The organism is Nocardia jejuensis NBRC 103114, assembly GCF_001613145.1.
Lineage (GTDB): Bacteria > Actinomycetota > Actinomycetes > Mycobacteriales > Mycobacteriaceae > Nocardia > Nocardia jejuensis.
Genome location: NZ_BDBU01000043.1, coordinates 1 through 25076, shown reverse-complemented (window position 1 = coordinate 25076; position 25076 = coordinate 1). Strand labels below are relative to the sequence as shown.

Sequence of the window (25076 nt, the reverse complement as noted above, 5' to 3'; positions counted from 1 at the left end):
AACCGGCTGGGCGAGGTGTCGACGGCTGCCCTGATCAGTAAGTCGGGCCGGGGATACCCGATGGCCGAGCCGCATCGGGATATCCGGTCGCGAGTTGTGTCGGAAACGTCCGGGCATTCGTCATCCCCGCTGCGAACGTCCGGGGCGGTGCCCGTGCCCTCCTCGCGCATTCGGTCGTGGCCCCTCTCGCGCCGCGTGACCGCGGCAGCACCGAGCACTCCGGCTCACGCGACCGTCAGATCGATCCGCACCGAGTCTCCCGCTTCGAGTCCTTCCGCGACGCGCACCGGCTTCTTCATCGGAAGGATGTAGGTACCCTCCTTCTTCGCGGGAAAGAGCGAGGTCGCCCACCGGCTCCCGCCCACCTCGACCTGCACGCGCACGGACCCGAACCCACCGGCGAGCTGCCCGTACCTCTCCTCGATCTCGTCCGCGATCTCCTCGGGCAAGCTCACGAAATGCCACGCCGCCTGTGCCTCCCACACCCACAGTTCGGCGGAGAACGAGTACCGAGACATAGCCATCCGCCGACCGTAGCGAACAGGACCGACAGCCGCAGGGCTCGATATCCCACGAGGCCGGGTGACCGCCTCGCCTACGGCCTTCGCGCCACGGACCCGCGCAGCGAACCTCGGACGCAGACCCGGGTTCGAGACAGCGCGCGCACGGGACGCCGCGCCCAGGGATGGGAGCAGCGCATTCGACGACCGCCGGCGAACCGGTCGAGCCGACTCGGCAGCGGCTGCCGTACGCGGTGGATCGTGGACGCCGCGACGCCCGCACGGCCTCGACTCGACAGCCGAGGCTCGCGCCGCGGCCATCACTGACCGCGTGGTGGCGGCGCCTCGATCCCGGGTGCGGTCGAGGCGTCGCCGGATGCACCGGCCGGGGCTAGCGGCACTGGTTGGGTTCGCCGTATTTGACGACCGACAGGACCGCCTCGCCCTCGGTGAAAGGTGTTCCGGGAGCGGGGGACTGGGCGACGACGATCCAGTTGCGGTCCATGACCTGCATGCGACCCGCGCCGGTCGCGTCCTTGGAGCGGGAGTAGAAGACGCCCGCCTTCTGGATGGTGTTCTGGGCGTCCTGCAGGTTCGCGCAGACGACATCCGGCATGATCGCCGCGGGCGCGGCGGTAGCCGTTGTCGTGGCGGGCGGCGCCGAGGTGAGCGGCGGATTCGTCTGCGGTGCCGGTGCCGCGGTCGGCACCTGCGTCGTGAGCGGCGAATTCACTGTCGTGACAGCCGGTTTCGTGCTGGTCGTCCCGGGCGATTGGGTGCTGACGCCACAGCCGGTCAGGACGGCGATGGTGAGCAGTGCGGTGAGCGCGACGAGGAGCGGCCCTCCCGCTCGGCCACGCGTTCCCGCCGAGCAGCGATCTGCTTCCGGATCGAGCCGCCCCGCCGGGCCCCGATCTGCCGCTCGACCATGCTGTCCGGCCGAACCGCGCTCTGCCGCCGAACCGCGCTCGGCAGCCGGGCCGTGCTGTCCTGCCGAAACGCGCTGTCCCCCTTGCCCTTGCTCGCCTGTCGGGTGCGGATATCTCGCTCGGGGGTGATGTCCGGCGGGGTGGTGGGTCGCGGACTGCGGGGTGGTCGTCATTCGCATGCCGTGCCGTCGTTGTCGCGGTCCAGCCCGGCTCGGTAGCCGGGGTCGCCGCGGTGCAGCGGCGCGGCCCCGGCGGCTCGCGCCTGGGCGCAGCTGCCGTAGTAGGCGCTGGCAGCGGGGGTGGTCGCGGGGGCGGGGGCCGGGGCGACGGCGGCGGGCGGTGGGATGGCCGCGGGCGGGACGGTGACGCGGACCGTGGTGGTCGGCAGCACGATCTCGGGCGCTGGAGCGGGAGCCTCGGTGGTCGGCGCGGGCGCGGTCGGGATCGCGGACGTGGTGGTGGTCGCCGCCGCGGACGTGGTGGTGGCGGCCCGCATCGGGTTGGCCGTCGATGTGGTTGCCGCAGTGGTGGTCGAGCGCTCGGACGAGGTGCTCGAGCCGCATCCCGATAGTAGGGCGGTGGTCAGCAGGCAGGCGCCCGCGAACAGGAAAGTGCTGGTGAAGGTGCGATGCCGTGCTGTCATGCGAGTCCCCGGTTCGAGAGTTGGTGCGGCCGCCGCCGGGATGGTGCCCCGTGTTTGCCACCGGCCGCGCGGGCAGAACGCTGCCAGGGAAAATGTTTCGGCACACACGATTCGGGGAACTCGGCACGATTCGTCAGGCTCTGGCGGTCGGTACGTTTCGTACCGTCCCCCGACCCGCTCGCGGGAGCAGGAGTGGCCGGAACGGTTGGCGGGGTGGCCGGGTTCAGCGGGTGAAGTAGCGGCCGGGGGAGACGCCGACCTCGCGGCGGAAGGCGGCGACATAGGCGCTGGGGGTGGTGTAGCCGATCCGGGTGGCGATTCCGGCGAGGGGGAGGCCGGTGGCCAGCAGCGGCAGAGAGGCGGCCAGGCGGACCTGGGTTCGCCACTGGCCGAAGGTGATTCCGGTTTCGGCTTGGAATGCCCGGGCCAGGGTGCGCGGGCTGACCGCGACGGTGGTCGCGAGTTCCGCCAGGGTGCGCGTGTCGGCGGGATTGGCGGTGAGCAGGTCGGCGACCGGTCGCGCGGGCGCCAGCTCGGGCATGCGTGCTCCGATCGGCACGACCTCGACCGGATCCAGCAGGTCGAAGACCACCGCCTCCGCGTGCCGGCGCTGCCCAGGCGCGGTGTCCTCGGCGATGAGGTGCACGAACAACTCGTGCAGCAGGGGCGTGACCCGCAACATGGTCGGCACGGCGAAGGCCACGGGCGAGCGCTGCGGATCGAGGAAGATGCCGCTCAGCGTGGCGCCGTCGAGGGTGCCGGTGCGGTGCGGCACGTTCCCCGGAATCCACAGCGCGCGCGTGGGTGGCAGCACCCAGTGCCCCTCGCCGACCTCCACCGTGATGACTCCGCGTGTGGCCCAGGCGATCTGATGCTGCGGATGCGCGTGCTCGTCGAACCACAGCCCGGCCGGAATCGCGCCCGCCCCGAACACCATGGCGGTCGGCCCCGCCGGTGCGGAGATGACCAGAGATTGGCCGTTCGGCGACATGAGGTGTCACCTTAGCCGCTCGTGATCGCCCGGCGGGCTCCCTAGTCTCGACCGTCATGGGCATGAACATCTTTCACCGATACCTCTGCCGTTCCAGCGCCTGGGAACGCGCGAGCGCCACCCGAATCGTGCCGTGGGCCGTCGAGTCGATTCCGCTGGGGGACAACGCCCTGGAGATCGGACCCGGCTACGGCGCGAACGTCCGCACCCTGCGTGAACGAGCCGGCGCGCTCACCGGTCTGGAGATCGATCCGGCCCTGGCAACCCGCCTGCGCGAGAAACAGGGCGGACAGGTTCGGGTGATCGAGGGCGACGGCACCGCGATGCCCTTGCCGGACAGGGAATTCAGCTCGGTGCTCTGCTTCACCATGCTGCATCACGTGCCCGCACCGGCGCGGCAGGACGAGCTGTTCGCCGAGGCCTTCCGGGTACTGCGGCCCGGCGGCATGTTCGCCGGCAGCGACGGGCTCGACTCGTTCGCGTTCCGGCTCATGCACCTCGGGGACACCTGTGTGCCGGTACCGCCCGGCACACTCACCGACCGGCTCGCCCGGCTCGGCTTCACCGATATCGAAATCGGCACCGGCCCAACCATGTTCCGGTTCCGGGCACGCCGTCCCTGACCGGGCGGTTCACGTCCGGAGCGGTCGGTACGAAAGCCCTGGGACGAACACAGCGGGCGACCGAATGGTCGCCCGCTGCGGGTTTTCTGTTGGGAAGATGAAATTGTCGAGCGGACCCCTCGGAATTCGTGCGGCTGGTGGACCAGCCTCCGAGGTGGAGGAGCTTTTACAGCGCCGGTGCCGACTCCGATTCGATCACGGCCTCGAGTGCACGGAGACGATCCATGTGCTCGTTGGCGTGATGCTGGCAGAAGAGCAACTCACCACCCGCGGGAAGGGTGGCGCGCACGCGCGCGGCCGCCCCGCAACGGTCACAACGATCGACCGCGGTCAGTGGGGTGCTTGTCAGGGTTCCTGGCATGACTCCTCCGTCCTGGCTCCCGGAGCTCGCGCGCCGTTCGCCTGGTGTGGGGCCCACAGTCCACTCTGTGGGCTCGCTACCGCTACTTCCCAGCAGTGGTTGATGACTACTCTGTCAGACGTTCGGGGGGCGGTCTTTGTTCCCGTGTAGTTTCCCGTGTGTTTTGCCTAACACGACCTGGGGTTTCGCTTAAAGCGAACAAGGCCGGGTCGCCACCCGTGGAGGAGTCGAAGCACCCCGCCGAACACGCTGATCGAGTTGTCTACCGGGAGACTACCCGCGAGCCCCGACACCCACACTCCGATTCGATAACCGTCCGAACACGGGTAGCAAGCTCACAGCCAAGACGGGTCCGCGTCGGTCGTGGTGCGGTCTCCCGAATCCAGGAGATCGAACATCGGTCCGGTGCGCGGTAATTCCCATCGGAAGAAGTACCGGGCCGCGGCGCGCTTGCCGAGCGCGAAGGCGTCGCCGGCGTTCGCGCGCGGGGTCGCGGCCAGCGCCTGCTGCAGCCAGATCCAGGACAGCACCACATGGCCGAACGCCTCGAGGTAGACGGCAGAGTTCGCCAGTGCCGAGGCCGGGTCGCCGTCGCGCCACAGCAGGGCCGTGGTGGCCCCCAGGCGGCCCGCTGCGGCCCGCAGAGCGTCCGCGAACTCGGTGAGCTCGGCATCGCCCGCGGCGCCCGCCGCGACGACGGTGGCGGACACCACCTCGAGCAGGGCAGCGAGGGCGGCGCCCTGATCCAGGGTCACCTGCCGGCCCAGCAGGTCGAGGCTCTGGATGCCGTGGGTGCCCTCGTGGATCGGATTGAGGCGATTGTCGCGGTAGTGCTGCTCGACGTCGTAGTCGCGGGTGTACCCCGCGCCGCCGTGCACCTGAATCGCCAGATCGTTGGCGGCCAGGCACCACTGGCTCGGCCAGCTCTTGGCGATGGGCGTCAGGATGCGCAGCAGGGTGGCGGTGCGCTCACGGGCGGCGGCGTCGGGGGCGGTGCGCTGCTCGTCGACCAGCTTGCCGCAGTACAGCAGCAGTCCCAAAGCGCCTTCGGCGTAGGACTTCTGGGCCAGCAGCATGCGCCGCACGTCCGGGTGATCGATGATCGGGACCTGCGCGCCGCCGCGCGCGCCGATCTCACGGCCCTGCGGGCGGGTGCGCGCGTAGTCGGTGGATTTGAGGAAACCGGTGTAGCCGAGCGCCGTGGCCGCCAGTCCGACCCCGATGCGGGCCTCGTTCATCATCGTGAACATCTGCGCCAGACCGTGATTCGGCTCGCCGACCAGATATCCGATCGCACCCGGGGCATCGCCCGGAGTGAAGTTGCCGTCTCCGAAAACCGGTGCGGTGTTGACGGTTCCGCGCCAGCCCATCTTGTGGTTGATCCCGGCCAGCACCACGTCGTTGCGTACGGTCGGCGCACCCTGCGCGTCGGGCAGGAACTTGGGCACCACGAACAGCGAGATGCCGCGGGTGCCCTCGGGTGCGCCCGGGATGCGGGCCAGCACCAGATGGTTGATGTTCTCCGAAAGGTCGTGGTCCCCACCGGAAATCCACATCTTGCGGCCGAACACCCGATAGGTTCCGTCGTCCTGCGGCACCGCGCGGGTGGTGATGTCGGCGAGACTGGAACCGGCCTGCGGTTCCGACAGCGCCATGGTGCCGAAGTCGCGGCCCTCCAGCATGGGCTGCACGTAGCGCGCGATCTGCTCCGGACTGCCGTGTGTGGCAAGCAGATTCGCGTTCGCGGTGGTGAGCATGGCGTAGGCGGCGGTGCCGGGGTTCGCGGCGTGGAACCACGACATGCAGGCGCTGTAGACGGTGAACGGCAGCTGCATGCCGCCGACCTCGTAATCCATTGCCGCGCCCATCATTCCGGAATCGGCGAAGGCGCGTAGAGCCTTGCCGACGGCGGGGATGATGCTCACCCGCTCGCCGTCGAAGGTGGGCTCGTGCAGATCGTTCTCGCGATTGTGCGGCGCGAAGTAGGTGGTGGCCAGGTCCTGGCACAGGCGCAGCACCTGATCGAAGGTGTCGCGCGAATGGTCCGAGAAGCGGTCGCGCCCGGTCAGGGACTCCACATCGAGCCAGTCGTACAGCAGGAACTCGATATCGCGGGCGGACATGATCACGGAGGGGTTCATGGTTCCTCGAACGTCGGGGGCTTCTCGGCTACCCCAGTCGGTCTACCAGATGCCCCCGCGCCGCTGGTAGGGGGCACGGGCATGGGTGGATCGCGGGCGTGCCGGGTGCGGCTGCCGAGTCAGGAACGCACGGTGGCGCGACCGCGATGCAGGCGGCCGAAGTGCCCGGGCGACTGGCCCTTCCAGGTCCGGAAGGCCGAGGCGAACGCCGACACGCTGGAGTAGCCGAGGCGCTCGGCGGCCTGTTCGACGGTGAGGCCGGCGATCAGCAGCTCCTCCGCGAGCAGGCCGACGGTCTCGGTGCTGAGCTCGCGGAAGGTGGTGCCCTCCTCCGCCAGGCGACGGCGCAGGGTGCGGACGCTGACGTCCAGATCCGCGGCGATGCGGGTCTGATCCGCCGAGCCGCCGTGCCGGATCAAGAGTTGACGGACGCGGCCGCTGAGGCCGCCGCGGCTGTGCCTGCTCTCCATCAGATCGTTGCACTGCTGCTCGTAGAACCGGGCGGTGGAGATGTTCGACTGGGGGAGCGGGGTTTCCAGCGTGCTGGCCTTGAAGGCGATCCGGGACTTGGGTGCGGAGAAGACGACGTCCTCGACCCCGAACACCGCGCCGAACATCTCGTAGATCGGATGCGCCTCCACGAACAACTCGACGCGGATGGCGGGGATGCGCATGGGCAGCAGGTCCTGCTGCATGGTAGCGATGGCGGCCAGGTCGCGCTCGAGGGCGAAGCGGCGGAGGTGCTCGGGCAGCATGCTGTCGTCGCGCAGCACCCAGACCTGGTCACCGTTCTCCTCGATGGAATGCGAGGCGGCGGTGAACGAGAGGTCGGTGTAGCGCAGCGCGATGTCCATGGCGTGGCGCAGCGTGGCACTGCTCATCAACGCGAAACCGAGCACGCCCATGGCGGGGGGATGACACAGCAGGCCGGCGAGCAGGCCCAGGCCCGGCTCGTCCTCGATGCCGGTGACCACATTGCTCATCACCGAGAACTCTTGGCTCAGAGTGATTTCCGTGGACGGATCACGAAGATCGACTTCGCGGAGACCGCTTCCCTCCAGAACCGACCGTACGGTCAGGCCCCGGCCCAGCGCGAAATCGGCCAAGAGGGCCGTGCTGGTGATGGAACGTAGTTGACCCAACTCTTCCGTCACTCAGGCATACTCGCAAACTTTCGGCGTTCGCGGGCCGATACCGGCCGGTAAGTTGCCTGTTCCGGCCTATATTCGCTGATTCCTGGCCGATTGCCAGCTGGTCGCTCGAAATCACCGGCCCTACGGTGGTTTTCATGCGCACAGCGCTGGTAACCCAGACCCAGGTGCCGGAAGCCGGAAAGGCCCGACCGCCGATGCTGACCGTGATCGCGCCCGCCGACGGCCACGTGATCGACACCATTTCGACGAAGTCGCCCGAGCAGGTGCGCGAGCGCGTCGATCGACTCCGGGACAACGGCGCACTGTGGCGCTCGCTCGGCGTCGTCGGACGCGTGCACTGGCTGACCCAGTTCCGGAACTGGTTGCTGGACAACCGCGATCCGATCGCCGGACTGCTGCGGCGCGAAACCGGCAAGACCGAATCCGAGGCCGACGCCGAATTCGCCCTGGCCGTGGAAGCGCTCGACTATCACCGCGCGCACGCCGCCGGATTCCTCGGCAGCCGGCACGCACAGGACTTCGTGCGCCCGACGACCACGCTGCGGGTCGCCGTCGCCAATCACGCCTGCGCGGTGGTCGGGGTGATCGGACCGTGGACATATCCGTTGGCGCTGGCCATGTTCGACGCCGTGCCCGCCCTGGTGTCGGGTGCGGCGGTGATCGTGAAGTCGTCCTCGCAGACGCCGCTGACCATGCGCGCCGTCACCGCGGGCTGGACGAGCCTCGGCGCGCCCGCCGTTTTCGAGTCGGTCGCCGGACCCGAGGCGGGCCCGGCGCTGCTCGACAGCGTCGACCACATCCGCTTCACCGGGAGCGTGGCAACCGGCAAGATCGTGGCGCTGCGCGCGGCCGCGCGGCTGATCCCCTGCTGTCTGGACCTGGGCGGGAAGTCCGCGGCGGTGGTGCTGGCCGATGCCGATCTGGATCAGGCGGCCGCCTGCATCGCACTCGGCGGACTCGCGAACGGCGGGCAGAGCTGCAACAGCATCGAGCGCGTCTACGTCGAAAGTTCGGTGTACGACGCCTTTCTCACGAAGCTGGCCGCCGAGACGGCCGCCTTCGGGCCCATGCTCGGCGACGAGGAGGACACCGGGGTCATGACCTCGGCCGCGCAGGTCGAGCTCGTGCGTGAACAGGTGCGCGACGCGCTGTTGAAGGGGGCGACGCTGCGCTGCGGCGGGACCGGCGCCGGGCACCTGTTCGAGCCGACGGTGCTCGGTGACGTGGATCCGTCGATGGCGGTGCTCAATCATCAGACGCTCGGCCCGGTACTGCCGGTCGTGCGCGCCGCGGACGCGGGGGAGGCGTTCGAACTCGCCCTGAAGACCCCGCTCGGGCCCAGCGTGAGTGTGTGGACGACCGACGCCTCGGTGGGCGCACGCGCGATGGGCCGCTTCGCGCCGGCTCGGGTTGGCGTCAATGATGTTGCGGTGCACCTGGATCGGCCCCGCCCGTACTGAGCACACCCGGTCGCTCGCTCGAGGTCGAACGCGCCGGTGGTCACGACCTCGCGGTGCCTCGTTCCCGGTCACGGGCTGTTCGGCTCACGGGCTGACCGGCCCGCTCGTGTTCCGCTCTGCTCGGCGAATCCACGGTCGGCAGGTGCCGTGCGGCGGACCACGCGGGCCGGGACGGCTGGGGCCGCACCGTTTTCTGCGCGACACTTGGTGCTCAGGTGGAATCCGACGGTGAAGGGTGTGGGCGATATGGGAACCGAGAGCGGGGCGACTTCCGAAGCGCTGGTGCACATCTGCGGGCGCGCGGAATGGGAGGACGCGCGCGCGGCGGGGGAGTATCGGGCGGCGTCGCTGGACGAGGCGGGGTTCATTCATCTGTCGGCGCCGTATCAGGCGCATCTGCCCGCCAATCGGATCTTCGCGGGGAGGACCGATCTGGTGCTGCTGTGGCTGGACCCGGCGCGGCTCGGATCGCCCGTGAAATGGGAGCCGGGCGTGCCGACCGATCCGGACTCGATGCTGTTTCCGCACCTTTTCGGGCCGCTGCCGTTGGCCGCGGTCGTCGAGGTGCGCGAGTTCGCTCCCGGGCCGGACGGGGTGTTCGCCCCGCTCGTGGAGGGGTGAGAGCCACCCGGGCCGATACGGCCCGTGGAACCGCACCCCGAACGAGCCGAGCCCGCGCGTCCGCCGTGTCGCAAAGACGCTGTTCGATCGGGTTTGCCCGTTGCGGTGTGATCGCGCCGATCTGGCCTACTGTGAACGCGTGAACGTCGACGTTACTGCCTTGCCAGGTATCGGTGTGCGGAAGGATTTCGAGGCCCGATCGGGCCGTCGGATCGGTGTGGTCGCACACCGGGACGGCGGGATCGACCTGATCGTCTCGCAGCGTGACGACCCGGACGCCTGCCTGGCACAGGTGCCGCTGACCACGGACGAGGCGGCCGTGCTCGCCAATCTGCTGGGTGCTCCACAGCTGGTACAGCAGCTCAAGGAGGAGCACGCCGACCTACCCGGGATCACCACCAGGCAGCTGCCGATCGGCACCAATTCCCCGTATCACGGGCGGATGCTCGGCGAGACCGGGATGCGCACGCGCACCAAGTCCTCCATCGTCGCGGTCATGCGCGCCGGGCAGTTGCACCCGTCGCCGGGCCCGGACTTCGTCCTGGACTCCGGTGACCTGCTGGTAGTCGTCGGAACGCCGCACGGGCTGGACGCGGCCACTCGCATCCTGGCCGACGGCTGAGCCGGTGGACTCGACCGGCCTAGCTCTGCTTCAGCTCGGCGTGATCTTGTTCGCGCTGGGAATGATGGGACGTGTGGCCGGTCGATTCGGCATGTCACCGATTCCGCTGTATCTGCTCGGCGGGCTCGCCTTCGGTGAGGGCGGCATCGTGCAGATGAAGGCAGCTGCGGAATTCGGCCACCTCGCCGGTGAGATCGGCGTGGTGCTGCTGCTGTTGCTGCTCGGATTGGAGTACACCGCAGCGGAATTGGTGACCGGACTGCGTCGCGACTGGCTGGCCGGTCTGCTCGATATCGTCGCCAACGCCACGCCGGGCGCTCTGGTCGCCCTGCTGCTGGGGTGGGGTCCGGTCGGCGCGGTCACCATGGCCGGCGTCACCTACATCTCCTCGTCCGGGATCGTCGCCAAGGTGCTCAACGATCTCGGACGGCTGGGTAACCGCGAGACACCGGTCATCCTGTCCATCCTGGTATTCGAGGATCTGGCGATGGCGGTGTACCTGCCGATCCTGACCATGATGCTCGCGGGCATGAGCTTCCTGGCCGGGCTCGAATCGCTCGCGATCGCGCTCGTCGCGATCACCGTCGTGCTGGTGGTGGCGCTGCGCTACGGCCGGTACGTGTCCGCGCTCGTGGACAGCAGCGACCCGGAGGTGTTCCTGCTCAAGCTGCTCGGGGCGGCGCTGCTGGTGGCCGGTGCGGCCTCGGCGCTCAATGTGTCCGCGGCGGTGGGCGCGTTCCTGCTCGGCATCGCGATCTCGGGATCCACCGCACAGGAGGCCGCGAAACTGCTGGAACCGCTGCGGGATCTGTTCGCGGCGATCTTCTTCGTGGCGTTCGGTCTCAATACCGATCCGCGGGCGATCCCGCCGGTGCTGGGCTGGGCGGTGCTGCTGGCGATCGTCACGGCGCTGACCAAGATCGGCACCGGCTGGTGGGCGGCGCGCCGGCAGGGGATCCGCCGGATGGGTCGTGCGCGGGCGGGAGCGGCGCTGGTGGCGCGCGGGGAGTTCTCGATCGTCATCGCGGGACTCGCGGTGTCGGTCGGCGGGGTGGATCCGCGGCTGGCCGCGCTGGCCTCGGCCTACGTGCTGATGATGGCGGTGCTGGGGCCGATCGCCGCCCGGCTCGTGGAACCGGCGGTGCGGCTCGCGCAGCGCGATCGGGGTGCGGTCGATCCGATCGGGCGGTGAGCCGGGTGCGGTCCGGGCGCGATCAGACTTTCCGGTCCTGAGCCGACGCGTCGATTCCCTCGGAAACCGGTGTTCCGGTCGCTCCGGAGAACGGTGCGGGGGTGTCGCCGGGCTCCGATTCGACTGCGGAATAGGCCTTTTCGGGGTCGGCGAGCGCCTTGCGAGCGCGTCGCTCGACGAAGCGCCGGGACAGCACCAGCGCGAGCCCGCCGATGGCGAATCCGATCAGCAGGGCGAAGAAGTGGCCGTAATCGGTGAAGGTGCGGTTCTGCCAGACGCTCCAGCCGTACCAGAGCAGCAGGCCCAGGGCCCACAGCAGGCGCGGGACGCCGCGCAGACGGTAGGTCAGCACCGCCAGCATGGCCGAGATGCCGTAGCTGGGGCCCACATCCGCGGCGATCGTCACCCGCAGCGGAATCAACTCCTGATCCACCTTGTGCGCGATGCCGACCACGGTGATCAGCGTCGCGCCGATATGCCCGAACGCCACCACCACGATCCAGCGCAGTGAACCGAGCCAGCGCTCCGCGAGCGCCATCAGGGTCAGCAGGATCAGGATGTCCGGCCACGGGAAGCCGCCATCGGTCCAGAACGCGGAGGCCAGCAGCACCTGGATCGGATCTCGTTGCATATTGCGGAGATTCGTGGACGCGGACAGGATCAGGCGGCGGCCGACCATATCGCTCGCGCCGCGCAGCGTCCACCACGTCACGAAGAGGGTGAAGGCGTACGCGATGGACGCGGGCGTGACGGCCAGCAGATCACGGTAGGCGGCGATCGCCCGGCGCGCCCGATGCGGTTGTTGCCACCAGGACGCCAGACCCCGGATCTCGTCCCCGAGATCGATCGAGCGGAGCCAGGGCGGCTCATAGGTGGCCAGTGACATGTGATGGTGTCCGTTCTCGCGTGCGTGTGATGTCGCCGTGTGAACCGACGTCCCATCGGGGCGTCCCGGTCATGGTATCCGGCGGTGTCCCGGTGCGCTCGATGCGCATTAATGTCCACGGAAACCATCGGTTACACCGCAGCAACATGGGTCCGGAGGATCGGAGGTGTGCCCCGGACAGCTGCCGGGCCCGAGCACCCGAGGAGCACCGGACATCCCATGACGACCCTGTATCACCAGCGCATCGGCGGGACCGGCTACACCTTCGACGGGCTGGTGGACCTGCTGGCCAAGGCCACACCGCTGCGCAGCGGCGACGAGCTCGCCGGATGCGCGGCCCATTCGGACGCCGAACGCGCCGCCGCCCAGTGGGCGCTGGCCGACGTGCCGCTCACCACGTTCCTGAACGACCCGGTGGTGCCGTACGAGACCGACGAGGTCACCCGGCTGATCATCGACACCCACGATCGCGTTGCGTTCCAGCGGGTTTCGCATCTCACCGTCGGTGGTCTGCGAGACTGGCTGCTCGCGGTCGCGGCCACCGACACGGCCGCGGGCGTTCTGGCGGCGGTGTCACGCGGGCTGACACCCGAAATGGTAGCCGCCGTCAGCAAACTCATGCGCAATCAGGATCTGATCGCGGTGGCGAAGGCGGTCCGGGTGCGGGCCGGATTCCGCAGCACCATCGGACTGCCCGGCACGCTGGCGACCCGATTGCAGCCCAACCATCCCACCGACGATCCGCGCGGAATCGCGGCCGCGGTGCTCGACGGGCTGCTGCTGGGATGCGGGGATGCGGTGATCGGCATCAATCCGGCCACCGACTCGCCGCGCGCCACAGGGGATCTGCTGAAACTGCTCGACGAGGTGCGCCGGCGCTTCGACATCCCGACCCAGTCGTGCGTGCTCTCGCATGTCACCACGACCATCGGATTGATCGAGGCCGGTGCGCCGGTGGACCTGGTGTTCCAGTCGATCGCGGGCACCGAGGGCGCGAACAGTGGTTTCGGGGTGAACATCTCGCTGTTGCGCGAGGCCGATGAGGCCGGACGGTCGCTGCGGCGCGGGACCGTCGGGGACAATGTGATGTACCTGGAAACCGGTCAGGGATCGGCGCTTTCGGCGGGCGCGCACCTGGGCGCGGGCGGTAAGCCCGTCGATCAGCAGACGCTGGAGGCCCGCGCCTACGCCGTCGCGCGCGACCTCGATCCGCTGCTGGTCAATACGGTCGTCGGATTCATCGGGCCCGAATACCTGTACGACGGTAAGCAGATCGTCCGCGCCGGGCTCGAGGACCACTTCTGTGGCAAGTTGCTCGGACTGCCGATGGGTGTGGATGTCTGCTACACCAATCACGCCGAGGCCGACCAGGACGATATGGACACGCTGCTGACCCTGCTGGGCGCGGCGGGATGTGCCTTCGTGATAGCGGTGCCCGGAGCCGACGACGTCATGCTCGGGTATCAGAGCCTCGCCTACCACGACGCGCTGTACGTGCGAAAAGTGCTGGGGCTCAGGCCTGCTCCCGAATTCGAGGCCTGGCTCGACCGCCTGGGCATGATGGGCGCCGACGGGCGTGTCCTGCCCGTGGAACCCCGGTCCTCCCCGCTGCGTGCCCTGACGAGTGCGCCGTGACCTGCGTGAGAGATGCGCTGTGAACAGCGCGCTACCGGAAAGGGAACCCCGATGCTGAACGGCGCCGACCACCCCGCCGAATTCGCCGCTGACGTCGATCGCACGGAAAACACTGCGGCAGAGGACTTCTGGTCCGAGCTGCGGCGTACGACCCAGTCGCGGATCGGGTTGGGACGCACCGGTGACGCGCTCCCCACCCGCGAGGTGCTTCGATTCCGGGCCGCGCACGCCGCCGCCCGGGACGCGGTCCACACTCCACTCGACGTCGACGCGCTGGCCCGTCGAGTCGCCGACCTCGGCCTCGGGCACCCCGTGCACGTACGCAGCCGCGCCGCCGACCGCGCCGAGTACCTGCGCCGCCCCGATCTGGGCAGACTCCCCGCCGGATCGGAGACCTCCACCGCGCGGTCTTCTCCGCGAGCCTCGGCGGACATCCAGACCGAGAGCGAGGGGGAACACGGTGCCGCACAGCAGTTCTCATCCCTGGCCGAAGGGATCACCGCGGGCGCGGACATCGGTGTCGTGCTGGCCGACGGTCTCTCCCCGCGAGCCCTGACCGATCACGCTGTTCCCATGCTCGCCGCGCTGTCCGACCTGCTCGGGGACCGCTACACGCTGGCTCCGCCGGTCATCGCCACGCAGGCCCGTGTCGCCCTGGGCGACCACATCGGCCAGGCCCTCGGCGTCGGCACGGTCCTGGTCCTCATCGGCGAACGCCCCGGCCTGTCGGTGGCCGACAGCCTGGGCATCTACCTCACCCACCTCCCGCGCCCCGGCCGCGCCGACTCAGAACGCAACTGCGTCTCCAACATCCACCCACCCGAGGGCCTCACCTACGCCCGCGCCGCCCAGGTCACCCTCGGTCTCCTCGAAGGAGCGCGCCGCCTGGGCCGCTCGGGCGTCGACGTCAAGGACACCTCGACCCACCAGACCCTCACGACCTCCGCGCCGGTTCTGGAAGCGGCGGATATCCCGGCCTAGGCATCGACCCCGATTCGGGTGCGGCCATCGGCGAGTGGGCCACCGCGCCCCTCGGATTGTCGCGGTGGAGTGCCCGGACCAGAGCTACCTGCCAGGCCCTTCGTGGGCGCGCGGACGAACCCACGCCCAAGTCACCTCGGCCACCTAGACGAGCGCAGCCTGGCCGCTCGGTTGTCGACGTCGAGGACACCTCGACCCATCAGACCCGCGCCACCTCCGCGCCGGTCCTGGCGGCGGCGGACACTCCGGCCTTGGGTCGACCCGGATTCGGGTGAGGCCGTCGGCATTTCTCGGACTGTCGAGGTGAAACGAGGACCAGAACTACCGCCCCTGGTGTTCGTGGGCGCGGCGATCAACCCAGTTCTCGCGTCTGCCGGTCGTCAGCCAGCGCCCGAGTGGAACGGGATCCCGGTTGGGCGTGGTCAGGCGATGCCGCGGTGTCGTCCCCGGTTCGGAGGGTGAGACCGAGCCGAGTGGGCGAGGTCACGAAGGCGTCTGTTCGGTGGGCGGGGCGTGGTCGAGGGCGGCAGAGGACGGGTCCGAGCGGGGGTGGCCGAGGTTCGCCGAGGGGTTACGGGGGTGAGCGCGGGCATAGTGGGTAGGTGCCGGGTGATGACCGTGATGTGACGGGCGGTGGTGTGGTCGTGCGTGGCGGCGGGCGACTGTTCGGCTCGAGGGAGAGGGACGGCGGTGGTGATGTCGGCGGTGCACGTGCTTCTGGCGATCGGTGCGGGGTTGGCCGGGTGGGGGACGGTGCGGGTGATCCGGGGTCGGCGGCGGCTCCTGACGGGCCTGATCCTGCTGGGTGCGACGGGATCGCTGGCGCTGTGGGCGGTGCTGGTGCTGCATCGCTTCGCTCCGGCGGCCTCGGTTGTGGCGGGGGTGCTGCTGTTCCTGCTGCTGCCACCGCTGTCACTGCTCGCGGCCGGGCTCGGGTTGCTCGCGAACGGGGTGGCGCTCACCCGGCGGGAGGGACTGCGGGTGTCGATCGCGGTGGCTCCGGTGATCGGGGTCGGGGTGATCACGCTGCCGCTCATCGCGTTTCAGGTGATCGATCCGCATCCGGGTACGCCCGTGTGGGTGCGCGTGGTGGTCGCGGTCGCGACGCTGCTCGGAGTGCTCGTGCTGATACAGCTGGTCTCGTTCGTCGGATACACGGTGCTGTGCGCCCGTGCGCCGCAGCGGCCCGGGGCCGAGGTGATCGTGGTGCTCGGCTGCGGATTGCGTGGTCACGAGGTGGGGCAGCTGCTGGCCAAACGGCTGAATCGAGCCGCGGAGGTGTATCGCGGCGAGGTGGCGCACGGCGGCACGCCGCTGCTGGTGACCTCCGGCGGGCAGGGTCCGGGGGAGGTGGTGGCCGAGGCCGACGCCATGGCGGACTACCTCGAGGCCGCCGGAATACCGGGCGATGTGCTGGTGCGCGAGAACCGATCTCGCAATACCGAGGAGAACCTGCGCCTCACCATCGAGGAGTTGCGCGCCCGCGGCCTCGACCCGCTCGGACTGCCGATGACGGTGGTGACCAGTGACTTCCACGTCCTGCGCACCGCCGCTCTGGCTCGCCGGTTCGGCCTGGACGCACAGGTCACCGGTGCCCGCACCGTGCGCTACTTCGTGCGCCCGGCGTTCGTGCGCGAGTTCGTCGCGATCCTGGTGCGGCACCGCAGAGCGAATCTCGTGGCGGCCGCGGTACTGCTCACGGCGGTCGTGACGGTCAGCCTCTCGGCTTACCTGCCCGTCGGACTCGCACTGCTGCAATGACTGTGGACGGGGGAATCCCGCCCGCGGTAGGGCCGGGATCTCTTACGGCGGGCCCGAATTCGCGCGCAGGTCCAGGCGGCGCATCACCCGGTCGACCACGTCGGGCGCGATGCCGGGTTCGCGGCGGGCCGAAAGGGCCTCGGCGCGACCGGCTTCCAGCACCTCGTTGGTGATGGCGCGCATCTTCTTGGTGAAGGCCAGGGTGCGATCGGTGGACAGGCGGGCATTGCGGTCGGCGGCATCGGGGTCCGCCTGGGCGAGTCGGCGTTCGAAGTTGTCGCGCAGGCGCTCGTAGACGTCGTCGGGAAGTTGCTGGGTGTCGGCGATCGTCTTGAGCTGGGTGAGTTCGGCCTGCAGAACGCGGGTCCAGAGCCGGCGCTCCATGGCGCGCTCGAGTTCGGTGTCCGCGTGCACGCCGGTGGCGCGCACGACCGCGGGCAGGGTCGGGCCCTGCAGCAGCAGGGTGAACAGCACGACCGCGAACGCGGTGAACAGGATTTCGGTGCGGCCGGGGAACTCCGCGCCGGAGTCGGTGGTGAACGGGACGGCCAAGGCCAGCGCGACGGTCGCCACGCCGCGCATACCGGCCCACCAGGTGACGATGGTCTCGCGCCAGGTGTACGGCTCGTCCGCGTCGCGCTGTCGCCACCAGCCCTGAAAGATCAAGGTGGTGGCGAGCAGCCAGATCAGTCGCAGCCCCACCACGACCGCGATCACCATCAGCGCGCCGCCGACGTAGCGCGGCCAATCGGGCCCGGCGTCGCGCAGCACCGTGCTCAGTTCCAGTCCGATCAGGCCGAAAGCGAAACCGGTGACCAGCATTTCGGTGATCTCCCAGAAGGAATCCCCGACCAGCCGGTAATCGCTGTCGCTGAAATCGGTGGTGGCGTCGGTCAGGTACAGCGAGCACACCAGCACCGCCAATACGGCCGATCCGCCGCGAGATTCGGATATCCCGTACGCGGCGAACGGCAGCAGCAAACCCAGGGCGACCTTCCAGGGCGCTTCGTCCAGCCACCCCATCAGCTTGCTGCCGGCCCAGCCGAGCACCAGGCCCACCGCCACGCCGACCACCGCGGAGAGCGCGAACTCCCCGAACGCGTCGAGCGTGGAGAACCGTCCGGACACCACCGCCTGCACCGCGACCGAATAGATCACGATGGCGGTCACATCGTTGAACAGACCCTCGCCCTCCATCACCGACACCAGCCGGCGCGGCAGGCCGAGCTTCCCGGCCAGGGCCGAGAACGCCACCGGATCGGGTGGGGCGACCACCGCCCCCAGCACCACCGCCGCACCGATCGGAACGGCCGGGTACCAGGCGTGGAAGGCCCAGGCGACGGCCGCGATCGTCACGATGACCAGCACCACCGCCCGCAGTACGATCGCACCCCAGTTGTCGGCGAACTGCCGCCACGAGGTGCGCCGGGCCGAGGCGTAGAGCAGCGGCGGCAGCACCAGCGGCAGGATCAGCTGCGGGTCCAGGCGAATCTCCGGGACCTGCGGTATCAAGGCCAGCACCACGCCGAAGGCGGTCATGAGCACCGCCGGAGCCTGGCCCAGCCGCTTGCCGAGCGGTTGGGCCAGGATCGTCGCGAAGAGGACCAGGAAGATCAATTCGAACTGGTGGTGCGCCACATCAGTCAGTTTGCTGTGGATGTGCCGGAAAGTCGAACTCCCGAACCGGTTTCTCAGCCGGTTCGGGAGAACCTCGGCAGAACTCAGTACGCGGTGCGACCGCCGGATGGCATCCCGAAATTCCCGGGTGAACTGCTCGATTGCCCGTCGCTGTAGCCGTTGCCGGCATCGGGCGCTCCGCGCTCGGGTGAGCCGTAGCCGTAATTGTTCTCAGGTGCGCCCAGGATGCTCTGAGGTTTGTTCGGCACACTCGGCGCGCTGCCCATCCGGCCACCCGGATGCTTGGCCGGCGCGTGATTGTCCTGTGCCGCTGCCGAACTCGCCTGCAACGACCAGGTGGCCTCCGGCTGCGGCGGCGCCGTCGGACGCTGTGGCTCCGCGACCCGGCTGCGGTCGTCCACCTCGGTGAGCCCGACGTGGATCAGCAGCACCATGGTCACCATGCTCACGCTGATCATCAGGGGCGCGAGCAACTGCATCGCCCCCGCACCCGCGGGCATGCTCGCGTGATCCATCTGATGCGCGCTCATCGAGGCCATGCCGGTGTAATGCATGCCGCACACCGCCACGCCCATGATCAACGCCGCACCGATGGTGGCGAAGATCCGGTCGATATTGAGCGTGAACCACAGCGCCACGATCGAAGCGACCACCGCGATCACCATGGACAGCGCCACCAGTCCGGACGAATAGCCGATGGACGCATCGGATTTCATGGCGTACATGCCGACGTAGTGCATCGAGCCGACACCGAGTCCGGTGACCGTGCCACCGGCGATCAGCTCCCAGCCGCCCCAGTGCGCCCGCGCCACGATGGACAGGCCCGCCCACACCACCACGATGGCGACGGCGGCACTGAACAGGGTGTAGGGCACGTTGTAGCGAATGCTCGCGCCGTGAATCGAGAAACCGAGCATCGCAACGAAATGCATGACCCAGATGCCGGTGCCGCCGATGGCGACGGCCGCAGCGATCAGCCAGCCCTCGCGCCCTTCCCCCGAGCGGGCGCGAGCGGTGCAGCGCAGACCGAGCAGCGATCCGACGACGGACATCGTGTAGGCCACTACCGGAGTGACCCAACCGTATTGAAAGTGATGAATTTCCAGCACTCGAACTCCATTGCCAGAAGGGGGGTTTCGTGGTCGTGGACACCTCTTCTGGGTCCGCGACGAGCGAACAGTACCGGGCAGTTGTCCGATTGGGAAATTGAAAGGATGATCTTGCCGACAATTTCTCTGCGGCTGGTTCGATTCCGGTGCAATGACATTGGGTCTTCCGTCATGCACGACTCACTCGAATTCGGTGCTCGGTCACATCCGGGCAAACGGTGCAATGCACACCCGGAAACCAGAAACGACGAGCGCCGCCGAGAAATCTCGGCGGCGCTCGTCGTGTGCCTTGTCGCGAGGGCTGCTTCGCGAGTCGCGAGGGCTGTTCGCGAAGGCGGACTAATCCAGGTAATCCCGCAGGACCTGCGAGCGGCTCGGGTGCCGCAACTTGCTCATGGTCTTGGACTCGATCTGACGGATGCGCTCACGCGTCACGCCGTAGACCTGACCGATCTCGTCCAGGGTGCGGGGCTGGCCGTCGGTGAGGCCGAAGCGCAGGCGCACCACGCCGGCTTCGCGCTCGGACAGCGTTTCCAGCACCGACTGCAGCTGATCCTGCAGCAGGGTGAAGCTCACCGCGTCGACCGCGACGACGGCCTCGGAATCCTCGATGAAATCACCGAGTTGCGAATCGCCCTCGTCACCGATCGTCTGATCCAGCGAGATCGGCTCGCGGGCGTACTGCTGGATCTCGAGGACCTTCTCCGGAGTGATGTCCATTTCCTTGGCGAGCTCTTCGGGCGTGGGCTCACGGCCCAGGTCCTGCAGCAGCTCACGCTGGATACGGCCCAGCTTGTTGATGACCTCGACCATGTGCACCGGAATGCGGATGGTGCGCGCCTGATCGGCCATCGCGCGGGTGATCGCCTGACGGATCCACCAGGTGGCGTACGTGGAGAACTTGTAGCCCTTGGTGTAGTCGAACTTCTCGACCGCGCGGATCAGACCGAGGTTGCCCTCCTGGATCAGGTCCAGGAACGCCATGCCGCGGCCGGTGTAGCGCTTGGCCAGCGAGACGACGAGTCGCAGGTTGGCCTCGAGCAGGTGGTTCTTGGCGCGGTTGCCGTCGCGCATGATCCACTGGAAGTCGCGGCGCGACTGCACCGGTAGCTTCTCGCCCTTCTCGGCGAACTCGCGCATCTTCTCGGTGGCGTAGAGGCCGGCCTCGATTCGCTTGGCGAGTTCGACCTCCTCCTCCGCGTTCAGCAGCGCGACCTTGCCGATCTGCTTGAGGTAGGCGCGCACCGAGTCGGCCGAAGCGGTGAGCTCGGCGTCCTTGCGGGCCTGACGCAGGGCCTCGGATTCCTCCTCGTCCCAGACGAAGTCGCCGGAGGCCTTGTCCTTGGCGGTGGGCTCCTCGGCCTCTTCGGCCTCCTCCGCCTCGGCGGCGGGCGCGCCCTCCTCCTCGTCCTCGACCTCGTCGACGATCTCTTCCTCGTCGACCAGTTCGACCTCGTCGACCTCGATATCACCGAGATCGTCGAGTTCCACCGACTCGTCGTCGCCGCCCTCGACGACTTCGCCGTCGGGGCCGGTGGCCTTCTTGCCCGCCGCCTTCTTGGCGGGGGCTTTCTTCGCTGCGGCTTTCTTCGCCGGGGCCTTCTTCGCTACAGCCTTCTTGGCCGGAGCCTTCTTGGCGGCAGCCTTCTTGACCGGTCGTGCGGCAGTGTCTGCGGAGTCGGCCGGTTCAGCCGATTCGGCGGTCTCCTGGGTATTCGTGGCTACCACGTACGCCCTTTCGTGACGGTCTCGTGCGGCGTCACGCCAGACGGGTGATCCGGCGGAGCGGTTTGTCGGGGGTTACCGGCGCAAGTGCCGGGTTGGTTTCACCGGCTCACCGCCGGACTGTTCCATTGTAACGATCGAACCAGCGTGCTCACGGTGCGATACCGCTAGAGACCGCCATGGCGGCTCCGACGATGCCCGCCGAGTTCCTCAAATCGGCCGCGACCACCGGGGTTCTGTTGGTGAGCAACGGAATCCACTCACGGTAGTCGCGACTGATGCCACCGCCCGCGACGAACACGTTCGGCCAGAACAGATTTTCCAACGCGATCAGCACGGTACTGACCTCCGCGGCCCACTCCTGGTAAGACAGGCCGTCGCGATCCTTGATCGAGGCCGCCGCGCGGTGCTCGGCCTCCTTGCCGCCGATCTCCATGTGCCCGAGCTCGCTGTTGGGCATCAGGACACCGTTGTACATGATCGCCGACCCGATGCCGGTCCCGAAGGTGAGCAGCATGACCAAGCCGTCGAGATCCTTGGCCGCGCCGTAGCGGTCCTCGGCCATGCCGGCGGCGTCGGCGTCGTTCAGGACGGTCACCTCGCGACCCCCGAGCGCCGTGGCGAACAGCGCGCGGGCATCGGTCCCGATCCAGGACTTGTCGATATTGGCCGCCGTGCGGATCACCCCGCCGATCACCACGCTGGGCATGGTGATGCCGACCGGCCCGTCCCAGCCGGCCTGTGCGACGACTTTCGCGACGGCTTCCGCCACCGCGTTCGGTGTGGAGGGATGCGGTGTGGCGACCTTGATCCGCTCGTGAACCAATTCACCGGTGGACAGATCCACTTCGGCGCCCTTGACGCCACTGCCACCGATGTCGATACCGAACGCGTGCCCCCGAGCGGACATGACGACTCCTCGTTCTCCCAGTGCTGCCGTGTGGGTGGATGCTGACGCATCGATGCTGCCGTTGGATCCGGTGCGCGGCACAGTGCCGATGCGGTGCGCGGCACAGTGCCGATGCGGTGCGCGGCACAGTGCCGATGCGGTGCGCGGCACAGTGCCGATGCGGTGCGCGGCACAGTGCCGATGCGGTGCGTGGCACAGTGCCGATGCCGTGCGTGGCACAGTGCCGATGCGGTGCGCGCACAGTACGGATCCGGTGCGCGGCACAGTACCCGTGCCGAAACCGCGCTCCGTGGCCCGCCACGCCGACCCGAGTACCGGCACCCGCGCCGGGGCGTATCCGCACCTGCGCGAGCCGTATCCGCACTCGCGCGGGCTGTGTCGTGCACGACAAGCCTAATGCGCGCGACACGGGATCTGTGCTGCGATGGACTTCGTGCCGGAATCCGAATTCAGAGTGACCTCCTCGACGCAGACCCCGACGACGAACCCCGACACCACTTCCGAGAATCGGGCGGATATCGCCGAACTCCGGCGAGTGGCCGTGCTGCTGGCCGAGACCGCGGCAGCCCATGTGCGCGAACGCCGCCCGCAGGTCTTCGGACCCGGCGCCTCCCAGCCGGACGCCGTGCAGTCCAAGAGCACGCCGACCGACCCGGTCACGATCGTGGACACCGAAACGGAGCAGCTGATTCGCAAGCTGCTGGCCGAAATCCGTCCGGGTGACCTCGTGGTGGGGGAGGAGGACGGCGGCAGTCTGGCGGACGATCCGGACACCGTGCACTGGGTGGTCGACCCGATCGACGGGACCGTCAACTTCGTCTACGGCATCCCGGCCTACTCGGTGTCGGTCGCTGCGGTGCGCGGCGGGCGATCGGTCGCGGGAGCGGTCGCGGATGTCGCGCACGGCGTGACCTACAGCGCGGGACTCGGGCAGGGAGCGCATCGCACGGTGGGCACGGACGCGCCTGGCGCGGTGGGCCCTGACGCGGTGGGCACCGGCGAACCGAGCGTCGCCACCGACCCGGATCGCACCGAGGCCGCCGACTCGCTGATCCCGTTGCGCTGCAACGAGGTCGACTCGGTGGGCATGGCGCTGGTTGCCACCGGCTTCGCCTACGGCACCGCGCGGCGCACCCGGCAGGGCGAACTGGTCGCGCAGGTGCTGCCGCACGTGCGCGACATCCGCCGGATCGGTTCCGCGGCACTGGATCTGTGCATGGTGGCCGAGGGCCGGGTGGACGCGCACTACGAGCACGGGCTCAACCTCTGGGACTGGGCCGCGGGCGCGCTCATCGCGGCCGAGGCGGGCGCACGGGTGATCCTGCCCGCGCCCGGAACCACCGGCGCCGCGGGTGAGCTGGTGATGGCCGCCGCGCCCGGCATCGGCGAGGAACTGACCGGTCTGCTCGAGCGGATCGGTGTCACCACCCCTATCCCGAACCCCTGACAGCGGGCTATACGCCCCTGAGACGGCGATCGCCGCGCCCGGGCGGGCGCGGCGATTCACGGAAGTGCTTCGGCCGGTGTGTTTCTCGGGACCGCGTCTCAGCAGTGCGGCGGGCGCCTCCGATTCAGCACTTGGCGTGCCGGGCCGCGTCGAGCAGCTTGGGATCGATGGCCGGGCCGCTGCCGGGCGCCGGATTCTTCAGCGACCGCAACACCTCCTCGGCATCGGTGCTCGGCCGCAGATCGCGGAACAGCGAACCCAGTGCCAGGTCGACGGTGTCGTCCGTGCGCTGGTCCTCGATCAGCTCCGCGCACGGCGCGACCAACTGCACCGCCGCGGCGGCGGGCCGTCCGCTGACGCCGAACCGGATCTGCCCGGCGCACTCGAGATCGCCGTTCACATAGACCGTGTCGTTGGCGGCCTGCACGTCCGGTGCGCTGGCGAAACCCAGATCGCCCAGCTGAGAGGCCACATGGGCGGCCTGACCACGCTGGCCGTTGGCGTTGAACACGCGCACCTTGGACGCGGCCAGGGCCGCGGGTTCCACGTCGCGCAGACGTGAGGGTGAGACCCGCTCGCCCAGCGACGTCGGCTTGACCGTGGAGTTGGCAGCCGCCGGACTCGGCGAGTTGCACGCCATGGCGCCCTGGTCGTTCTCGGTGGTGGTGAGTGCTTTGAACCACACTCCGACGCAGATCAGAGCGACGATTCCCACCATGGCAGCCCACGGTTCCCAGCGTCGGCGAATGAAGGGACGACCCTTGGGGTCGATCGGTGAGCCTTGGGTGATCAGTGAAACCACGCCCATACTCTACGAAAACGTTGCGAAGCTCGCGTGCAAGGTCTCGGCAAGTCCGCCCAAGGTCTCGGTGCGTCCCCGGCCGGGTGACGATTGACCCTCAGTTTCGAATCACGTGTGTTTTGATTGCGACTTTTGCTCTAGGGTCCGCTATTGTCTGGCGGCCCAGATCGAATCGCCGGGGTGAATCGGGGGTTCGATTTCGGGAACAACAAGGGCATGTCCTGCGTTGACCCAGCGCGATCCGGTGCGGATCAGGAGCATCCGGCCCGATCGGTGACCGGTGTACACGTGACGTACACCACGGGCGGGGCGGCGAACCGGACCGATTCCTCAGGGATCGGGAGGGGACGTCGGTCCGGGATCTATGGAGTAAGGACGAGGGGAAGACGACATGGCAACCGACTATGACGCACCGCGGCGCAGTGAAACCGACGAAGTGTCGGAGGACTCGCTCGAGGAGCTGAAGGCTCGTCGCAACGAGGCCGCGTCCGCCGTCGTGGATATCGACGAATCCGATACCGCGGAGTCGTTCGAGCTTCCCGGCGCGGACCTTTCGGAGGAGGTGCTCTCGGTTCGGGTCATCCCGAAGCAGGCCGACGAGTTCACGTGTTCCAGCTGCTTCCTGGTGCACCACCGCAGCCGACTGGCCAATGAGCATGGCGGCCAGTTGATCTGCATGGACTGCGCCGCGTAGGGCGCAGTCTCCGATAAGGAAATCCGTCAGCCCGCGCTCGGTGTCCCCGAGCGCGGTCAGACTTCGCACAGCCGCACGTCCACGTCCCGCGTCATATCAGCCCGTCGCGGGAGTGCAGTACCGTCCGCGCCGGATCACACCGGCGCGGTAAGTCTTTCAGCGCGCGCCGGGTGACACCGACGCGGGCCGATTCGTTCGGGCCCATCGACCCTGCCCGGCCAACCTTGCCCGACGGTGAGGGCGGTCGGCGA

23 protein-coding genes are annotated in these 25076 nt (G+C 68.8%); 10 read left to right on the top strand and 13 right to left on the bottom strand.

Annotation, left to right across the window (positions count from 1 at the left end; all coding sequences use genetic code 11):
* Positions 1-224 precede the first annotated feature (224 nt).
* The 4 genes from NJ1_RS28980 to NJ1_RS28965 all read right to left on the bottom strand — a co-directional run bounded on the left by NJ1_RS28980 (position 225) and on the right by NJ1_RS28965 (position 3063).
* A complete protein-coding gene (locus tag NJ1_RS28980) occupies positions 225-524 on the bottom strand; it encodes a DUF1905 domain-containing protein (RefSeq protein ID WP_067700201.1) in 300 nt (99 codons plus the stop codon).
* Positions 525-891: 367 nt separating this feature from the next.
* A complete protein-coding gene (locus tag NJ1_RS28975; RefSeq protein WP_245717626.1) occupies positions 892-1233 on the bottom strand; it encodes a PASTA domain-containing protein in 342 nt (113 codons plus the stop codon).
* 365 nt (positions 1234-1598) lie between these two features.
* Positions 1599-2072, bottom strand: coding sequence for an excalibur calcium-binding domain-containing protein (locus NJ1_RS28970; RefSeq protein ID WP_067700198.1), 474 nt, complete (start codon positions 2070-2072; stop codon positions 1599-1601).
* A gap of 223 nt (positions 2073-2295) precedes the next feature.
* Positions 2296-3063, bottom strand: coding sequence for an AraC family transcriptional regulator (locus tag NJ1_RS28965; protein ID WP_218025280.1), 768 nt, complete (start codon positions 3061-3063; stop codon positions 2296-2298).
* Positions 3064-3125: 62 nt separating this feature from the next.
* Between NJ1_RS28965 and NJ1_RS28960 the strand changes: the two genes are divergently transcribed.
* Positions 3126-3686: a class I SAM-dependent methyltransferase gene (locus NJ1_RS28960; protein WP_067700506.1), complete on the top strand. Its 561-nt coding sequence runs from the start codon at positions 3126-3128 to the stop codon at positions 3684-3686.
* Positions 3687-3852: 166 nt separating this feature from the next.
* Here NJ1_RS28960 and NJ1_RS28955 read toward each other — a convergent pair whose 3' ends face one another.
* The 3 genes from NJ1_RS28955 to NJ1_RS28945 form a co-directional block, all read right to left on the bottom strand.
* A complete protein-coding gene (locus NJ1_RS28955) occupies positions 3853-4047 on the bottom strand; it encodes a DUF7455 domain-containing protein (RefSeq protein WP_067700195.1) in 195 nt (64 codons plus the stop codon).
* 335 nt (positions 4048-4382) lie between these two features.
* Complete coding sequence (locus NJ1_RS28950; protein ID WP_067700192.1) at positions 4383-6188, bottom strand: acyl-CoA dehydrogenase; 1806 nt, start codon at positions 6186-6188, stop codon at positions 4383-4385.
* A 119-nt stretch (positions 6189-6307) separates the two neighbouring features.
* Complete coding sequence (locus NJ1_RS28945; protein WP_084478960.1) at positions 6308-7342, bottom strand: AraC family transcriptional regulator; 1035 nt, start codon at positions 7340-7342, stop codon at positions 6308-6310.
* Positions 7343-7476: 134 nt separating this feature from the next.
* Here NJ1_RS28945 and NJ1_RS28940 point away from each other — a divergent pair, with 134 nt between their 5' ends.
* From NJ1_RS28940 to NJ1_RS28925, 4 genes are all read left to right on the top strand, one after another.
* Positions 7477-8802, top strand: a complete 1326-nt coding sequence (locus NJ1_RS28940; protein WP_067700189.1) for an aldehyde dehydrogenase family protein — start codon at positions 7477-7479, stop codon at positions 8800-8802.
* A 246-nt stretch (positions 8803-9048) separates the two neighbouring features.
* Positions 9049-9423, top strand: a complete 375-nt coding sequence (locus NJ1_RS28935) for a DUF952 domain-containing protein (RefSeq protein ID WP_067700500.1) — start codon at positions 9049-9051, stop codon at positions 9421-9423.
* A gap of 139 nt (positions 9424-9562) precedes the next feature.
* Complete coding sequence (locus tag NJ1_RS28930) at positions 9563-10045, top strand: cation:proton antiporter regulatory subunit (RefSeq protein ID WP_067700497.1); 483 nt, start codon at positions 9563-9565, stop codon at positions 10043-10045.
* A gap of 4 nt (positions 10046-10049) precedes the next feature.
* Positions 10050-11237 (top strand): cation:proton antiporter, encoded by a 1188-nt coding sequence (locus NJ1_RS28925; protein ID WP_067700187.1) that lies wholly within the window; start codon positions 10050-10052, stop codon positions 11235-11237.
* A 22-nt stretch (positions 11238-11259) separates the two neighbouring features.
* Here the strand turns inward: NJ1_RS28925 and NJ1_RS28920 are convergent, their stop codons facing one another.
* Positions 11260-12123, bottom strand: a complete 864-nt coding sequence (locus NJ1_RS28920; RefSeq protein ID WP_067700184.1) for a rhomboid-like protein — start codon at positions 12121-12123, stop codon at positions 11260-11262.
* A 219-nt stretch (positions 12124-12342) separates the two neighbouring features.
* Between NJ1_RS28920 and NJ1_RS28915 the strand changes: the two genes are divergently transcribed.
* From NJ1_RS28915 to NJ1_RS28905, 3 genes are all read left to right on the top strand, one after another.
* Entirely contained in the window at positions 12343-13758 is a 1416-nt protein-coding gene (locus NJ1_RS28915; RefSeq protein ID WP_067700181.1) for an ethanolamine ammonia-lyase subunit EutB, read from the top strand.
* A 51-nt stretch (positions 13759-13809) separates the two neighbouring features.
* Positions 13810-14739: an ethanolamine ammonia-lyase subunit EutC gene (locus NJ1_RS28910; RefSeq protein ID WP_084478959.1), complete on the top strand. Its 930-nt coding sequence runs from the start codon at positions 13810-13812 to the stop codon at positions 14737-14739.
* Positions 14740-15435: 696 nt separating this feature from the next.
* A complete protein-coding gene (locus NJ1_RS28905) occupies positions 15436-16500 on the top strand; it encodes a YdcF family protein (protein ID WP_067700178.1) in 1065 nt (354 codons plus the stop codon).
* 42 nt (positions 16501-16542) lie between these two features.
* Here the strand turns inward: NJ1_RS28905 and NJ1_RS28900 are convergent, their stop codons facing one another.
* The 4 genes from NJ1_RS28900 to ppgK all read right to left on the bottom strand — a co-directional run bounded on the left by NJ1_RS28900 (position 16543) and on the right by ppgK (position 21882).
* On the bottom strand, positions 16543-18138 hold the full coding sequence (locus tag NJ1_RS28900) for a Na+/H+ antiporter (protein WP_084478958.1): 1596 nt from the start codon (positions 18136-18138) through the stop codon (positions 16543-16545).
* Between the two features lie 83 nt (positions 18139-18221).
* Positions 18222-19247, bottom strand: coding sequence for an MHYT domain-containing protein (locus tag NJ1_RS28895; protein ID WP_157574302.1), 1026 nt, complete (start codon positions 19245-19247; stop codon positions 18222-18224).
* Positions 19248-19586: 339 nt separating this feature from the next.
* Positions 19587-20975 carry an RNA polymerase sigma factor gene (locus NJ1_RS28890; RefSeq protein ID WP_067700170.1) on the bottom strand — a complete coding sequence of 463 codons (1389 nt, stop codon included), beginning with the start codon at positions 20973-20975 and terminating at the stop codon, positions 19587-19589.
* 148 nt (positions 20976-21123) lie between these two features.
* A complete protein-coding gene (ppgK, locus tag NJ1_RS28885; protein WP_067700489.1) occupies positions 21124-21882 on the bottom strand; it encodes a polyphosphate--glucose phosphotransferase in 759 nt (252 codons plus the stop codon).
* Positions 21883-22306: 424 nt separating this feature from the next.
* Here ppgK and NJ1_RS28880 point away from each other — a divergent pair, with 424 nt between their 5' ends.
* A complete protein-coding gene (locus tag NJ1_RS28880) occupies positions 22307-23329 on the top strand; it encodes an inositol monophosphatase family protein (RefSeq protein WP_067700168.1) in 1023 nt (340 codons plus the stop codon).
* 124 nt (positions 23330-23453) lie between these two features.
* Here the strand turns inward: NJ1_RS28880 and cei are convergent, their stop codons facing one another.
* Entirely contained in the window at positions 23454-24131 is a 678-nt protein-coding gene (gene cei, locus NJ1_RS28875; RefSeq protein ID WP_067700486.1) for an envelope integrity protein Cei, read from the bottom strand.
* Between the two features lie 391 nt (positions 24132-24522).
* Here cei and NJ1_RS28870 point away from each other — a divergent pair, with 391 nt between their 5' ends.
* A complete protein-coding gene (locus NJ1_RS28870; protein WP_067700165.1) occupies positions 24523-24825 on the top strand; it encodes a DUF4193 domain-containing protein in 303 nt (100 codons plus the stop codon).
* Positions 24826-25076: the final 251 nt, after the last annotated feature.